At 63.8% G+C, this 14,358-nt stretch carries 14 protein-coding genes and 1 pseudogene; 4 read left to right on the top strand and 11 right to left on the bottom strand.

All coding sequences use genetic code 11. The features are described from left to right. Window positions 1-24 precede the first annotated feature (24 nt). A complete protein-coding gene (locus ABIB45_RS02310; RefSeq protein WP_354214283.1) occupies window positions 25-435 on the bottom strand; it encodes a hypothetical protein in 411 nt (136 codons plus the stop codon). A gap of 454 nt (window positions 436-889) precedes the next feature. Between ABIB45_RS02310 and ABIB45_RS02305 the strand changes: the two are divergent. Next, a pseudogene (locus ABIB45_RS02305) lies at window positions 890-1,267 on the top strand (DNA/RNA non-specific endonuclease); the annotation flags it as partial. Between the two features lie 61 nt (window positions 1,268-1,328). After that, entirely contained in the window at window positions 1,329-1,787 is a 459-nt protein-coding gene (locus ABIB45_RS02300) for a DNA/RNA non-specific endonuclease (RefSeq protein WP_354214282.1), read from the top strand. 45 nt (window positions 1,788-1,832) lie between these two features. Here ABIB45_RS02300 and ABIB45_RS02295 read toward each other — a convergent pair whose 3' ends face one another. Beyond that, the gene (locus tag ABIB45_RS02295; protein WP_354214281.1) at window positions 1,833-2,270 is read right to left on the bottom strand and encodes a hypothetical protein; all 438 of its coding nucleotides are present in this window, start codon (window positions 2,268-2,270) and stop codon (window positions 1,833-1,835) included. A gap of 466 nt (window positions 2,271-2,736) precedes the next feature. On the opposite strand from ABIB45_RS02295, the gene ABIB45_RS02290 reads away from it, so the two are divergent. Both ABIB45_RS02290 and ABIB45_RS02285 read left to right on the top strand, forming a co-directional pair. Then, on the top strand, window positions 2,737-3,876 hold the full coding sequence (locus ABIB45_RS02290) for an alkaline phosphatase PhoX (protein WP_354214280.1): 1,140 nt from the start codon (window positions 2,737-2,739) through the stop codon (window positions 3,874-3,876). 101 nt (window positions 3,877-3,977) lie between these two features. Beyond that, entirely contained in the window at window positions 3,978-5,363 is a 1,386-nt protein-coding gene (locus tag ABIB45_RS02285; protein WP_502909091.1) for an HNH endonuclease, read from the top strand. Between the two features lie 510 nt (window positions 5,364-5,873). On the opposite strand, the gene ABIB45_RS02280 is transcribed toward ABIB45_RS02285, so the two are convergent. The 9 genes from ABIB45_RS02280 to ABIB45_RS02240 form a co-directional block, all read right to left on the bottom strand. Continuing rightward, a complete protein-coding gene (locus tag ABIB45_RS02280; RefSeq protein ID WP_354214425.1) occupies window positions 5,874-6,113 on the bottom strand; it encodes a type II toxin-antitoxin system RelE family toxin in 240 nt (79 codons plus the stop codon). Continuing rightward, the gene (locus ABIB45_RS02275; protein ID WP_354214438.1) at window positions 6,041-6,259 is read right to left on the bottom strand and encodes a hypothetical protein; all 219 of its coding nucleotides are present in this window, start codon (window positions 6,257-6,259) and stop codon (window positions 6,041-6,043) included. Before ABIB45_RS02275 ends, ABIB45_RS02280 begins: the two co-directional genes overlap by 73 nt. Before the next feature lie 220 nt (window positions 6,260-6,479). After that, complete coding sequence (gene nrdF, locus ABIB45_RS02270; protein WP_354214279.1) at window positions 6,480-7,454, bottom strand: class 1b ribonucleoside-diphosphate reductase subunit beta; 975 nt, start codon at window positions 7,452-7,454, stop codon at window positions 6,480-6,482. A gap of 91 nt (window positions 7,455-7,545) precedes the next feature. Further along, entirely contained in the window at window positions 7,546-9,666 is a 2,121-nt protein-coding gene (gene nrdE / locus ABIB45_RS02265; protein WP_354214424.1) for a class 1b ribonucleoside-diphosphate reductase subunit alpha, read from the bottom strand. A gap of 65 nt (window positions 9,667-9,731) precedes the next feature. Next, window positions 9,732-10,205, bottom strand: coding sequence for a class Ib ribonucleoside-diphosphate reductase assembly flavoprotein NrdI (gene nrdI / locus ABIB45_RS02260; protein WP_354214278.1), 474 nt, complete (start codon window positions 10,203-10,205; stop codon window positions 9,732-9,734). Window positions 10,206-10,260: 55 nt separating this feature from the next. After that, on the bottom strand, window positions 10,261-10,506 hold the full coding sequence (nrdH, locus tag ABIB45_RS02255) for a glutaredoxin-like protein NrdH (protein WP_354214277.1): 246 nt from the start codon (window positions 10,504-10,506) through the stop codon (window positions 10,261-10,263). Between the two features lie 355 nt (window positions 10,507-10,861). Then, entirely contained in the window at window positions 10,862-12,229 is a 1,368-nt protein-coding gene (locus tag ABIB45_RS02250; RefSeq protein ID WP_354214276.1) for a class I SAM-dependent methyltransferase, read from the bottom strand. After that, window positions 12,226-12,957 carry a DUF1365 domain-containing protein gene (locus tag ABIB45_RS02245; RefSeq protein ID WP_354214275.1) on the bottom strand — a complete coding sequence of 244 codons (732 nt, stop codon included), beginning with the start codon at window positions 12,955-12,957 and terminating at the stop codon, window positions 12,226-12,228. The genes ABIB45_RS02250 and ABIB45_RS02245 overlap by 4 nt, the downstream gene beginning before the upstream one ends. Continuing rightward, window positions 12,954-14,333, bottom strand: a complete 1,380-nt coding sequence (locus ABIB45_RS02240) for an NAD(P)/FAD-dependent oxidoreductase (protein WP_354214274.1) — start codon at window positions 14,331-14,333, stop codon at window positions 12,954-12,956. The genes ABIB45_RS02245 and ABIB45_RS02240 overlap by 4 nt, the downstream gene beginning before the upstream one ends. Window positions 14,334-14,358 lie beyond the last annotated feature (25 nt).

The following is a 14,358-nucleotide window of genomic DNA, read 5'->3' as shown; positions in this document are numbered from 1 at the left end:
TCGGACGGCGGCGTGCCAAGCGGCTCACTCCCGGGAGTAGGGAAAGAGCCCTCCGATGAGTCCTGCCAGGGCTGCCGGCAGGGCGACAAGCCCGGCGATCTGTGGAGTCAGAGACGGGGTCGTCATGATCATGGTCGCCAAGCCCACCAGCGCGGCCGGCGCGGCCACACAGATGGTCACCCACAGCCGGTTGCCCCGGACCTGCGACCAGACAGCTGCTGCCAGCGAGGCGGCAGACCCGGCGAGCATGAACAGCCGGCCCACGCGCAACCGCTCGATGAACTCCGGGCTGGGCACATAGACGAAGAACGCCATCCGTTCCAGGGCAGTGGCCGTCACGACGATGGAGACAAAGACCAAGGCCGCCCAAGGCAGTGATCTTTCCCTCCACCAAGGGCGGACGACGTAGCGTTCGTTGCCGTTTCGCGAACTCATCACAAGTTGAGCCTAGCGTCCCCTGTCCCTGTTAGTTGCGGCTGACGGTGCGGGCGGCCCAGGTGCAGTCGCGGACGCCGATGAAAGTCCAGCCCGCCCAGCGTCCCACACCCGTCCGGTACCCGCTTGCAGTGCCGGTCCATCCCGTCGGCGCGTCGTGTGTGAAGCCAGTGCGGCGGACGACGTCGTCGAAGACTCCCGGAAGAGGACCCCCGATTGCGGGGCTGCTTCAGCCCGGGCGGCATTGACTCCTGTCATGCCAATGCTCGCGGCCGCGGCGGCGTCAATGACGCGGAGGTGTCCCGGCCATGAATGGTCACCGCGACGGCCGCCACCCGTCGTGTCCTGGGAGCGTGGCTCCCCGTGCAGCGCATCACCGCGGACTGGCCACGCAGCTAAAGGTCTCTGAAAATTCATTCCGGCGTCATCTTCAGCTGCTAGTGTCCGGCCATGGATGATCTGTCGCTGGTACCGAGGTTTTGCTGCTGCACGTGATTTGTCGGGCCGTGCTGGGTTCGACGTCAATTTCCTAGGACGTCCGGTCCCTGTGCCAACCCTGGCAGGAGTCGAGACGGTCCTGTTGCCCTACACTCATTTCTCCGTTTTGATGCGGTTGGATAAACGCTTGGCGGCTGTCACGGCCCTGGGGATCGACGGGGAGAAGCTCATGGACCTGGACGGTCCGGCATCCAGTGGCAGCTGGACCCCAGGCTTACTTAAGACCAGCAGACCCGGTGAGCCGGTTTACGCCCGGAACGACATCGACCGCGGACACCTGGTGCGGCGTGCCTCAGCTGTCTGGGGTGCTACGCGCGATGAGGCAGCGCAGGCGAACAAGGACACTTTCCACTACACGAACGCGGCACCGCAGGCAGCGAAGTTCAACCAGGGGCATGGACCTGTGGCTGGGCATGGAGTCGTACCTGCTGAAGCATGCCGCAGACTACGGCCGCCGACTGATTGTGTTTACCGGGCCCATCTTCGGGGATACCGATCCGGTGTACCGGGGCGTGGACATTCCGCTGCTGTTCTTCAAAGTCGCAATATTCCTCCAGGACGGTGAGCTTGCCGCCACCGGCTACATCGTGGACCAGGCACCCCAGCTGGCCGATTTGCCTGACGTGCCCCGACCGGGCGCCGTTGATGAGGCTCCCCCGCTGGGTCCGTTCCGGACCTTCCAGGTGCCCATCCGGGACATTGCGGCTCTGACCGGACTGGACCTTGACCAACTCGTGGCCGCAGACCGGATGCCCATCGCATCAGAACTGCCCACCGCCCGGGTGGCCTCCACCTGGCGGAAGCTTCTCTCCCCCGAGGATCTGGATCTGGACTTCGACCTGAACGGTGGCTAGGAACGGCGGTGGGTCTTGGTGTGCGCGTTTGTGGACCGCGTGGCTTTAGGGCCCACGCATCCCGGCAGCCTGGCGGCGGTATTCCTTGACCTCGGCGATGGCTGCCTCCCAGATGCCGAAGGCAGCGGCGATATCCGCGCCGGTCCTGCTTCCGATCAGGTGCCCGGCCAGCCGTGGGCTGAGCGGTGGCATCCGGTGCCCGGGCAGAGCCGTTCCGGTGAGCGCGGAAGCGATCCGGTCAATGCTGGTCCAGTTCGCATCGGCAACGGACAGGGCCACTGCTATCACGGCCGGGTCAGTGGACGCCGGCTCGGGGTGCTCACCGGATGCCAAGCTGGCCGAACAGCCAGCCTGGTAGAGGGCCCAGATCCACTCCGCCGCATCCTGGACTGGGGTACCGGAATGGGTGGCCAGCACCGCTTCGGCTGCCGGGCCGGTCCAGCAGATCACCGCCCAACTGAAACGGTCAGGCTCATGCGTCATACCAAACGGGTTCCCCCGGCACACCTGGCTCGTGACATGGGACTGCACGGAGCACCCCATAGCGATGCAGCCCAGTGCATGTCCGGCGTTGTGAACGGCGGCTGTATACGGTTCTGGGCTCTGGTATGGCCCGGCGGGCAAGGACACGATCTCCCCCTCTACTGATGCCCGTCCGGGCATCAAGGCTGCTTCCGACACCTGCGGATTGGGCCACCGCCAACCGGGGAGGACCGCACGGCCGACGGGAACGAGCCACCAAGGGCAGACAAGAAGGGGGTCAGTGCTGCAGACCCAAGCGCAACCCCGTGCCATCGCTCCGCGGCTGCCGCCACCATTCTAGACCTAATAGGTAGTCCCAGAGAAGCAGCCGCTCGAGGACACTACGCTGCCGATGCCGGCACCCGGAACCGAACCAACCTCCCGTCATTTACATGTGGCCCGCTGTTCATCAGTGCGGGGCAGACTCGTGAGGTTCCGAAACCCCGAACCTCATGCGGAGCATTTCCATGTCCAATCCCCATTCCCGGTTGAGGTCGAGGGCCTCACCTACGATCCCGGCGCCCAGGGCGGCACGTCCACCCTCATTGTCGACGCCAATGGTATGCGCATGGGGCAGTACACCTCCGTCGCCGGCACCAACAACAACTGCGCCGGCGGCATCTCACCGGGGGGCACCTGGATCACCTGCGAGGAAACCGAAGCCCGCGCCGGCACCAACACCAAGGACCACGGTTACGTCTTGGAGGTGGACCCCGCCAGCCGCGAGGCCAACATCGGATTCTCGGCCATCGCGCTGAAATTCTTGGGCCGGTACTCCCACGAAGCTGTCGCCGTCGACCCCGTCACCACCCAGATCTACCTCACCGAGGACGCCGGCAACCCGAACGGCCTCTACCTGCGCTGGACCCCGCCGGCAGGCTTCGCCGCCGGCAACGGCAAGTTGCTGGCCCTCGCCCAGTCCGCCGGCGGCGACGTCGCGGGCAGGCTGCAGGCCATGAAGTGCTTCCTCGGTTCCACCCACGTCAAGGACCTTTCCGCCGCGACCAAGGTGGGAACACGCTTCAAGGTGGAATGGGTGGATGTCCCGGACCGCGACGCGCGCACCACCTCCGTGCGGAAGCAGTTCACAAACGATGAAATCACCCGCTCGCGCAAGCTTGAGGGCCAGTGGTGGGGCGACGGCGGCGCGTACTTCGTCTCGAGCTTCGCCCTCACCGCCGACGGGTCAGTCAACGAACACGACGGCCAGGTCTGGCACTACGACCCTGCCCCGGAGACCGTCACGCTGACCACCATTTTCGGCGTCAAGCCCAACCCGGACAAGGAGGGCGCATTCGACGGCCCCGACAACATCACCGTGGCACCTCAGGGCGGACTGATCCTGGCCGAGGACGGGAACGGCATCTCGCACCTGGTGGGCGTCACCGACCAGGGCATGTCCTACCCGCTGGCCCGGAACGAGTACAACGATTCCGAGTTCTGTGGCCCGGCATTCAGCAAGGACGGGAAGTGGCTCTTCGCCAACATCCAGTCACCCGGCTTCACTCTCGCCATCACGGGTCCGTGGCCACGCCCGTCGAACGCGTCCGCAACATCCACACGCTAGAAATCACCGACGCCGGCTGCGGCCCCGCCTGGCAGCGGGCCGCAGCCCAGTCCCAATTGGCACGAGACCGAAATGTCAGAGGTGGCTGGCAGAATCTGGTTATGGATGGGATTCAGGATTTCCTAACGCGGACGACGGCGGCAAGCGGCGCTGCTGCGCTCGGCGCCGGAGTGCAGGAACTGATTGCCGCCGTTAGTTGCATGCGGCCGGCTGCGGACAGGGCCGGACTGATCGAGCAGCTGCGGGGACTCGAGGACCTCAAGTCCGCGGTAGCTGGCGCCCAGGCCCGGGTTGCCGTGGCGTTCGACGGCGTTGAGCGCCGGGCTCAGGCCGCGTCTGGTACTCCCGCGACGGATCTGGGCCAGGGCGTTGCCGCCCAGATCGCCCTCGCCAGGCGCGAGTCCCCTGCCCGCGGCAGCAGGCTTTTGGGTCTGGCCAAGGCGTTGGTTACGGAAATGCCGCACACCCTGGCAGCCCTGGACACAGGCCAGCTGAACGAATGGCGCGCCACACTGCTGGTGAAAGAAACTGCGTGCCTGAGTGCTGCAGACCGTTGCGCCGTGGATGAAGAGCTGTCAGCAGATACCGGGACCTTCGCGGGCGCAGGGGACAAAGCACTCATCGCCGCTGCCCGGGCTGCGTCCTATCGCCGTGATCCACGCACCGTCACGCAGCGGGCCAGCCATGCGGCAACCGAGCGTCACGTCAGCCTGCGCCCGGCACCGGACACAATGACGTACCTGACCGCATTGCTTCCTGTCGCTGAGGGCGTAGCGGTCTACGCGGCGCTGAGCCGCCATGCCGATTCATTTCACGCGGACGGCGACACCCGTTCCCGTGCCCAGCTCATGGCCGATGCCCTTGTCGAACGGACCACGGGCGTTCCGGGCGGCATATCCGGAGTCGAGATACAGCTGATCATGACCGACCGCACGCTCTTCCAGGGCGACAGCGAACCCGCCAGGCTTGTCGGCTACGGCATCGTGCCGGCAGGCTGGGCACGAACCAAGGTCAATTCGGCCGAGCCTGGGCACGGCCAGGAGCTGAAGGCGTGGGTCCGCCGGCTCTACACGGCGCCGGGCACTGGCGAACTCGTAGCAATGGACTCCCGGGCCCGGCTCTTCCCGGCAGGACTGCGGCGCTTCATCCAGTCCCGTGATGACACCTGCCGGACGCCTTACTGCGACGCGCCCATCCGGCATTTCGACCACATCGTTCCGTGGCACCTTGACGGGACCACCAGCCTGGGCAACGGTGCCGGCCTGTGCGAAGCCTGCAACCACACCAAAGAGATACCGGGTTGGAAGGCAAGGCCCAGCCCCGGGCCAAGGCACCGCTTCATGCTCAGCACCCCCACCGGCCACAGCTACCACTCCACCTCACCGCCGCTGCCGGGAACGGGAGTCCCGGCAACAGTGCCTACACGGTCGCGGAGGACTTTACGGCGGCGATATCGGAGAATCCGCAGCGCGAACGATGGACCGTGAGCATGGCTGGTCGGTGCGCGATCGCTTGTGCATGAATGGTCGGACACGGACCGCTGCGCTCATCCTTACTGCAACGGAATGAACGAGGGTTCCAAGATCAGCTTGTCCGACACTTCGATAATTTAGGACTGGGCTGCCTTGTTGTGGCCGAATGAGAATCCGAAGTTGTCAGGTCTCTTCCCGAAGTATTCGTATCGACCCTGCCCAGCATCAGCGAAACTCGAAGCCGAACTGTCGCAGGCCGGGATGCGTGGGAACCCCGCTGGCTGTTAGGCGTCCGCCAGCAGGATCAGACCCAAGAACCCCGCACGCCGTTGCGTGCGGGGGCCCTGTGCAGTGCAACATTCCGAGGATGACCGTACGTCGCAGTTGACGGCGGCTTACTCCGCTCTGCGGATGCTGCCGTTCAGCCTCTTCTGAACTTGATCAGGGGCGGCACTGGAAACGGTCCAGTTCTTTCCGACGTTGAGAAACGGTTTAGGACTTTGGCCAACTAGCTGCAGTTGGGGCCTACTTCTGGTAAATGTCCCGCCTGTGCCCCAAGTTGACCCCCACAACCAAGAGAATGTCGTCCTGGACCCTATAGATGATCCGATAATCACCTTCACGGATTCGGTAACCCGGACGGCTGCTCAAGGCGATTGCCTTGGGCGGCCGTGGATCTTGACCCAAAAGCGCTATTGCGCCGTGAATTCGCTCCCGATCCTCCGGATGAAGCTTCCTGAGTGCCCGGACGGCTGCTGGTCGCAGCTCAATCCTGTAGTTGGTCGTGCCCAGCCGAGGTCCGCCTTCACTTGGGCCCAAGGAATGTTCTCGCCCTCTTCAGCCATTGCTGCGTCGAACGCAGCAATGTCCTCGACTTCTTCCAACGCGTCAAGCATCTGCTCGTAGCGCACTGGCGACACCAAGACCGGGTGGGAGAAGACGGCCTGTACGCCTACTTCACTGCGAGATAACCTGCCGAGTGAAGCCCGCCAGCGACCGCCTCTGCCCCACCCCTACCCGTACGCCGAATCCACGGGGGGGTCGCCATTATACAAGGGACTCCGCACAAAGCGTGCGGAGTCCCTTGTGTCCAGGTCCTCAAAGTATTGCCGGGCAGCCGGCAAAAATTAGCTAGAAGTCCCAGTCATCATCCTCAGTATTGACGGCCTTACCGATCACATACGACGAACCGGACCCCGAGAAGAAGTCGTGGTTCTCGTCCGCGTTGGGCGACAGCGCGGACAGGATCGCCGGGTTCACATCGGTGACGGACGCCGGGAACATGGCCTCGTAGCCCAGGTTCATCAGCGCCTTGTTGGCGTTGTAGTGCAGGAACTTCTTGACGTCCTCGGCCAGGCCGACGGAGTCGTAAAGGTCGTGCGTGTACTGGACTTCGTTTTCATACAGCTCGAAAAGCAGCTCGAACGTGTAGTCCTTGATCTCCTGCTTGCGCTCCTCGGACAGGCCCTCCAGGCCCTTCTGGAACTTGTACCCGATGTAGTAACCGTGCACGGCCTCATCACGGATGATCAGGCGGATCAGGTCAGCGGTGTTCGTCAGCTTGGCCCGTGAGGACCAGTACATGGGCAGGTAGAAACCGGAGTAGAACAGGAAGCTCTCCAGCAGGGTGGAGGCCACCTTGCGCTTCAGGGGATCATCGCCCTGGTAGTAGTCCATGACGATCTGGGCCTTCTTCTGAAGGTTCTGATTCTCGGTGGACCAGCGGAATGCCTCGTCGATCTCCTTGGTGGAGGCCAGCGTGGAGAAGATCGAGGAGTAGCTCTTGGCGTGCACGGACTCCATGAACGCGATGTTCGTGTAGACGGCTTCCTCGTGCGGCGTGATCGCATCCGGTATCAAGGAGACGGCGCCCACGGTGCCCTGGATGGTGTCCAGCAGAGTCAGGCCCGTGAACACACGCATGGTGAGCTGCTGCTCGTCCGGAGTCAGCGTCGCCCACGACTGCACGTCATTGGACAGCGGGATCTTCTCCGGCAACCAGAAGTTATTGACCAGTCGGTTCCAGACATCCACGTCCTTGTCGTCCTGGATGCGGTTCCAGTTGATGGCCTCGACGTGGCTGAGCAGCTTGACCTTTTCGGTCATGTCATCCCCTAAAAGTTGGGTTAGTTCTTGAGTTAAAGCGTACGACGACGGGCGGGCGCCCGCCGTCGTACCGGATCAATTTAGTTGAAGATTAAAGCATGCAGCTGACGCAGCCATCAACCTCAGTTCCCTCCAGCGCGAGCTGGCGGAGACGGATGTAGTAGATGGTCTTGATGCCCTTCTTCCAGGCGTAGATCTGGGCCTTGTTGATGTCGCGCGTGGTGGCGGTGTCCTTGAAGAACAGCGTCAGGGACAGGCCCTGGTCCACGTGCTGGGTGGCGGCAGCGTAGGTGTCGATGACCTTCTCGTAGCCGATTTCGTACGCGTCCTGGTAGTACTCCAGGTTGTCGTTGGTGAGGTACGGCGCCGGGTAGTACACGCGGCCCAGCTTGCCTTCCTTGCGGATCTCGATCTTGGACGCCACCGGGTGGATCGAGGAGGTGGAGTTGTTGATGTAGGAGATCGAGCCGGTCGGCGGGACAGCCTGCAGGTTCTGGTTGTAGATGCCGTGCTCCATGACGGAAGCCTTCAGCTCACGCCAGTCATCCTGGGTGGGGATGTGGATGTTCTTGAACAGTTCGGCAACCTTGGCCGTCTGCGGGACCCATTCCTGGTTGGTGTACTTGTCGAAAAACTCGCCGGAGGCGTACTTGGACTTCTCGAAGCCGCCGAAGGTCTGGCCGGTCTGGATGGCCAGCAGGTTGGAGGCGCGGACGGCGTGGAACACCACAGAGTAGAAGTAGATGTTGGTGAAGTCCAGGCCCTCTTCGGAACCGTAGTGAACCCGCTCGCGGGCCAGGTAGCCGTGCAGGTTCATCTGGCCGAGGCCGATTGCGTGGGACTGGTCGTTGCCGCGGGCGATCGAGGGCACCGAGGTGATGTTAGACATGTCCGAGACGGCCGAGAGGGACCGGATGGCCGTCTCGATGGTCAGGCCGAAGTCCGGCGAGTCCATGGCCTTCGCGATGTTCAGCGAGCCCAGGTTGCAGGAAATGTCCTTGCCGGTGGTCTCGTAGGACAGGTCATCGTTGTACGTGGTGGGCTGGGAGACCTGGAGGATCTCTGAGCACAGGTTGGACATGATGATCTTGCCGTCAATCGGGTTTTCCCGGTTCACGGTGTCCTCGAACATGATGTACGGGTAGCCTGATTCGAACTGGATCTCCGCGAGGGTCTGGAAGAATTCGCGCGCCTTGATCTTGGTCTTCTTGATCCGGGAGTCATCCACCATCTCGTAGTACTTCTCGGTGACCGAGACGTCGGAGAACGGCATGCCGTAGACGCGTTCGACGTCGTACGGCGAGAACAGGTACATGTCCTCGTCCTTCTTGGCCAGCTCGAAGGTGATGTCCGGGATGACAACGCCGAGGGAGAGGGTCTTGATGCGGATCTTCTCGTCCGCGTTCTCGCGCTTGGTGTCCAGGAAGCGGTAGATGTCCGGGTGGTGCGCGTGCAGGTACACAGCTCCCGCACCCTGGCGGGCACCGAGCTGGTTGGCGTAGGAGAAGCTGTCCTCGAGGAGCTTCATCACGGGGATGACGCCGGAGGACTGGTTCTCGATCTGCTTGATCGGGGCGCCGACCTCGCGGATGTTGGTCAGGGCGAAGGCGACGCCGCCGCCGCGCTTGGAGAGCTGCAGCGCGGAGTTGATGGAGCGGCCGATCGACTCCATGTTGTCTTCGATGCGGAGCAGGAAGCAGGAGACCAGCTCACCGCGCTGGCGCTTGCCGGCGTTCAGGAACGTGGGGGTGGCCGGCTGGAAGCGGCCTTCGATGATCTCGTCCATCATCTGGGTGGCGAGCTGCTCATCGCCGCGGGCCAGGTGCAGGGCCACCATGCAGACGCGGTCCTCGTAGCGCTCCAGAAAACGCTTGCCGTCGAAGGTCTTCAGCGTGTACGAGGTGTAGAACTTGAAGGCTCCGAGGAAGGTCTCGAAGCGGAACTTCTTCTTGTAGGCGCGCTTGTAGAGCTCGCGGATGAAGTTCATCGTGTACTGGTCGAGGGTTTCGCGCTCGTAGTACTCGTTCTTGACGAGGTAGTCGAGCTTTTCCTCGAGGTCGTGGAAAAACACGGTGTTGTTGTTCACGTGCTGCAGGAAGTACTGGTGCGCAGCCTCGCGGTCCGCTTCGAACTGGATCTCACCGTTCGGGCCGTAAAGGTTGAGCATGGCATTGAGCTCGTGATAACCCAGGCCCTTGTACGCGGCCGGCATCTCGGCCTTTTCGACGGCCGCACTCCGCTTTTCGTCAGCTGCGGCGCCCAGGCCTCCGGCCCTGGTTACTTCTGTGTCTGCGACAGTCGTGTCCAAAACGTGTCCAATCCATTGTTTACGCGGGCAACGTCTTCTGGCGTGCCCATAAGTTCAAATCTGTATAGCCGGGGTACGTGGCATTTCGCGGCGATGATGTCCGCGGCCATGCAGTAGTTGTCCCCAAAGTTTGTGTTGCCAGCACCGATAACCCCGCGGATCAGGTGCCTGTTCTGCGGGTTGTTCAGGAAGCGGATGACCTGCTTGGGCACCGAGCCCTCTCCCCCGGTGCCACCGTAAGTGGGCACCACCAGCACGAACGGCCGGGTGGCGACCAGCGGCGCGTCCTTTGCATGGAGCGGGATCCGTGCCAACTCCCGTCCCAGCTTCGCGGCGAAGCGGCTGGTGTTCTCGGAGGTCGAGGAAAAGTAGATGAGCTGGCTCTGCGTGGTGACAGGCAGTACCTGGGCCACTGGGGCCCCGGCCACTGCCAGTATTGCCACGGGAGTCACCTCATGTGTGGGATCGAAGATTGCCGAATGGCTAAGAGTGGTGGCCTCAGGCCACGGAGGAAACAGCAGCCAGTGCCAGTTCCTCGATCTTGTCCGGGCGGAAGCCTGACCAGTGGTCCTGGTCCGTGACCACAACAGGTGCCTGCATGTAGCCCAGCGCCTTCAGGCGCTCGAGCGCCTCGGCGTCCTGTGAAATGTCAACGCTCTGGTAAGCGATGCCCTTTTTGTCCAGCGCACGGTAGGTGGCGTTGCACTGCACACAAGCAGGTTTTGTGTAAACCGTAACGGTCATGGTTCCCTGTCCCCTCTATCGAAATCTTCGCTCGTCTTTGTCCCGCCCAAGCTGTACATCGATACTACATGTAGTGCAGACGGCTCTCCGGAACCCCAAGATGATGTATTACAAGTATGTCATTTTATGCACTTTTAATCCACAGGCAGGGGCCGCAAAATGTCCCGGATTCCAGCGATTTTTGCGGACGACATCCACACCCTGTGGAGTACTTAGCCACAATTATCGCCCCGCGTGTCGCCTGCTGGGCGGCGTGTCGCGCCTAGCGGCGAGGCACTACATCCAGTGCCGGGGAACACCAAATGGCCCCGACGAAACCTTCGGGACCCCCTGGCGACGTGATGAACCTAATCGGCTACAGCTGGGCCTCCCGGCGGTCCAGCACAATCTGCTGCACGTCCAGGTAGCCGGACTGGAAACCTGCCCGGGAGTAGCTCAGGTAGAACAGCCACATCCGCTGGAAGACGGCATCGAACCCCAGCTCACGAACCTCCTGCGAGCGCGCAACGAACCGCTCCTCCCACAGGCGCAGTGTGGCCGCATAGTGGTCGCCCATGCCCATCCGCTCCCGCACCCGGAGTGTGGTGTGCTGCTGTGTCACGCTCTCGATGGCCCGCACGGAGGGCAGGAATCCGCCCGGGAAGATGTACTTGTGCACCCAGGTGTAGGCGTTGCGCGTGGCCAGCATGCGCCCGTGCGGCATGGTGATGGCCTGGATGGCAACTTTCCCGCCGGGGGCCAGCACCCGGTCGATGGTCTGGAAATAGATGGGCCAGTACTCATAGCCAACCGCCTCGATCATCTCCACGGACACGACGGCGTCGAACTCGCCCTCCACCGCCCGGTAGTCCTGCAGTGCCACCGTGACCTGGTCCGCGTAGCCGGCGGCCGCGATCCGTTCCTGCGCCAGGTCCCGTTGTTCGCTGGACAGTGTCACGCTGTAGACCGTGGCACCGCGGGCGGCCGCCCGGAGTGCCAGTTCACCCCAGCCGGTGCCGATCTCCAGCAGCCTGGTCCCGGCTCCGACGCCGGCCTTGTCCAGCAGCCTGTCAATCTTCACCTGCTGCCCTTCCGCCAAAGCGTCCCAGGGGACCGAGTCCAGTGCTTCCTCACTCGGGGGGAACAGGGCCGCGGAGTAGCTCATGGTGGTGTCCAGGAAGTTCGAGAAGAGCTCGTTGGACAGATCGTAGTGGCGTGAGATGTTGCTGCGCGTGTTCTGCTCTTCGTTGCGTTCCCGCCTCGGGGTGCGGGGCAGGTACAGGGTCCGGAGCGTCTGCAGCGGCTTGGGGATCAGCGTGCCCACGGATCCCGCGAAGACTTCCAGTACGCCGGCAAGATCGGATGCTTCCCAATCCCCCGCCATGAACGATTCGCCCAGCCCGATCAGGCCGTTGTCCCCGATCCGCCGTTCGAACGCTTCCGGGCGGAGCATGTTCATGACCGGCGCCTCGGAGCCGCCGGTGCCCAGGACTGCACCGTCCGGATAGGCCACACGCATGGGCAGCCGTCGGACTGCTGCCCTGAACAGCAGGCCCGCCGCCTTTCCGGCAACAGCGGCCTTAGTGCCCGACGGCGCGTGCGCAACACCGGGCCAGACGTCCGGATCGATGGTGGCCGGCGACGCCGGTACCCCGGCAGCGCTGTTGCCTGCCAGCGGGTGCCGGGTGGACTTTGCGGCGGGAACCTGCGCAGCGGCCGTTCCGTTCTCGTCGGTCATTGTCATTGAACTGCCTCCTGTGAGGGGTGGTGTGGCCTTTTGACGACGGGCAGACGCCTTGCCCAGAGTTTAACGCCCTGAAAACGGATCAGCGCGGATGCCAGCAGCGGCGCGGCCGGAACCGCGACGGCCGCTGCCAGGATGTTCCTGACGGTGGCCGGACGCCTGTCCCCGTCCACAGTGGCGATGAAGGGGCGGTGCCCTTCCCGCTCCAGGACAATGGAAAGGGACAGCCGTTCCTCCGGGGGCGGCACCTTCATCCGGTACTGCCCGTCAACATCGTTGAAGGGTGAGACGTAAAAAGCTTTGGGAACACTGGCCCGGCCGGAGGCGTCCGTCTCCAGGAGGTAGCAGTGGCGTTCGCCGTAGGTGTTGTGGACCTCGGCGATAGCGCACTGCAGCTCGCCGGACATCCGGTAGCACCAGAAGAGGGTGAGCGGGTTGAACACGTAGCCCGCCACCCGGGCACTGGACAGCATCCGGATGGGTCCGCCGTCGGGCTCTAACCCCTGGGTCCGTAGGAACCGTTCCACGTTGCTGCGGAGGGATGCGGCGGGATCACCTAAATGGTCTGAGGAGCTGAAAACAGCCAGCGGCCGCAGTAACCGGGGCAGTTGCGGAAGCCGGTCCACGTCCACAAACCAGCTGTAACTCCGGTAGGTGAACGCATTCTTCAGCGGGGTCTGCCGCACATGGGAGACGGACGTGCGGTAGATGGCTGCCGTGGGGCTCATGTGTCCTCCGTGGCTGCCAGCAGCACGGGCTCCAGTGACCCCACCCCGGGCGTGTCCCAGGTGCGCCCCAGGCTCGCGGCGGCACGGACACCGGACAGCGCGCCGTCTTCGTGGAAGCCCCAGCCCAGGTACGCCCCGGCGTAGGCGATGCGGTCATCGCTCAGGGCGGCAATCTGTTGCTGCGCCCGCAGGGATTCCGGCGTGTATTGCGGGTGCTCGTACACCATGCGCGCCAGGACCTGGTCCTCGCCGATCAGGTCGGACTCTCCCAGGCTGACCAGGTACGGCCGGCCGTCCGCTGGCTGCAGGCGCTGGAGCCGGGTGAGGTCGTAACTGACCAGGACCTTGTCCGGCCGCGCATCGCAGTCGGGGAGCCGGTAGTTCCAGGACGCCCGGGCGTTGTCCGCTGCGGGCAGGACGGCGGGGTCCCGGTGGAAGACGGTGTGGTTGACCGAGTACGGCATCGCGCCGAGGGCTTCTATTTCGGCCGGCGTGGCATCTGCCAGGAAGGTGAGCGCCTGCGCCGGGTGCGTAGCGATGACTACTGCCTCGAAGTCTTCTACTCCCTGCCCGGTGTCCACTTCAACGCCGAGGGCGTGGCGCCGAATGGCGGTGACAGGGCTGTTGAGCCTGATATCCGGCAGCGTGGCGGCCAGCTTCTCCACATACTGCCGCGACCCGCCGGTGACGGTCCGCCACTGCGGCGAGCCTTTAACACCCAGCATGCCGTGGTGGTTCAGGAAGGTGAAAAGGTACCGCGCCGGATAGGACAGGGCCGTGGTGGGATCGCAGGACCAGACCGCGCTCACCACCGGTGTCATGAAATGGGAGCTGAAGTAGGCACTGAAACGCTCCCTGGCGAGGAATTCGCCGAGGGTCAGCTCGGCACCGTCAGAAGGACCGCCGTCGGACGCTTCCCCCGCCTCGATCAGCGCCCGCGCCCGGCGGTAGAAGCGCATGACCTCCACCAGCATCAGCAGGTAGCGGCCGCGCAGCAGGCTGGACGGCCGGGCGATGATCCCTTTCCCGCCGTCGCGGGCCCCGGCGAACTCCAGGCCGCACCCGTCACACCGGATGGACATGCTCATTTCGGAGTCCTGGGTTTCCACGCCCAGTTCGGCAAACAGCCGAAGCAGGGTGGGATAGGTCCGCTCGTTATGGACAATGAAGCCGGTGTCGATGCCGAACGTGGAGCCGTCCCGCTGCGGGACGCTGTGCGTGTGGGCGTGGCCGCCCAGCCTGCCGTCCGCCTCGAAGAGAGTGACACGGTCATGCCGGTTCAGCACGTAGGCGGCCGTCAGTCCGGCCACTCCGCTGCCCACGACGGCGATTCGCCGCCCTTCCGGCTTGGCGCCCAGGTTCCCTGCCAAAGACACTGTTCTGCTCCTCTACTCGGACTGC

Origin of the sequence: Arthrobacter sp. UYCo732 (assembly GCF_040547265.1) — a bacterium.
Taxonomy (GTDB): domain Bacteria; phylum Actinomycetota; class Actinomycetes; order Actinomycetales; family Micrococcaceae; genus Arthrobacter.
The sequence above is the reverse complement of the archived record's forward strand: the minus strand, read 5'-3'. Positions and strand labels throughout refer to the sequence as shown.